Source organism: Streptomyces tricolor (assembly GCF_002155905.1).
GTDB classification, from domain to species: domain Bacteria; phylum Actinomycetota; class Actinomycetes; order Streptomycetales; family Streptomycetaceae; genus Streptomyces; species Streptomyces tricolor.
Map to the genome: position 1 here is coordinate 1 of NZ_MUMF01000832.1, position 629 is coordinate 629.

Here is a 629-nt window from a genome sequence, read left to right on the forward strand (position 1 = left end):
CCCGGACACCCCCTCCACCACCCCCCGTCTCTCACTGATCCGCTTCCACGGCCGCAGCCCCCACTGGGGCACGGGCACGAAAGAGGACCGCTTCCGCCACACCTACACCGAGCCGGAACTCAGGTCCTGGCTCCCCCGCATCCGGTCCCTGGCGGCGGCCACGGACGAACTGCACATCCTCTTCAACAACTGCTGCGGCGACGCGGCTGCGAAAGCGGCCGAGACGATGCACGGCCTCCTGGCGACGACGGTCCCGCACCAACGAGGCACCACCACCCGAACGCCCCCCTGACCCGAGGACCGCAGCGGATCCGCACCCGCTCCCCACGGCGGCGTAGAGGAGCCGAAGCGCACCCGCACCCGCCCCCCACGGGAACGGACCGGGACCGCCGGGCCACCCGGGACGACCCGCACCCGCCCCCACGGGACCGGAGCACCCGGGACGACCCGCAGCCGCGCACGGCGGGAAGGGGACGTGCCGGGTTGTGTCCGCCCGCAGCGGCCGGCGAGAACTCCGGCGACGCACCGGAAACAGGGCGCCGGACCGAGGACGGACACTGCCCGGCGCGGCCCCGACCCCACCCCACCGCAGGCGCGACAGCCACCCCTACGCACCCGCACGGGCCGCC

1 protein-coding gene is annotated in these 629 nt (G+C 75.2%); it reads left to right on the forward strand.

Translation table 11 applies throughout. The annotated features are described in order from the left end of the window. Positions 1-292: DUF72 domain-containing protein (locus tag CCN44_RS40305; RefSeq protein WP_143650410.1), on the forward strand; the 292-nt coding region annotated here is incomplete at its 5' end. Between the last annotated feature and the right edge of the window lie 337 nt (positions 293-629).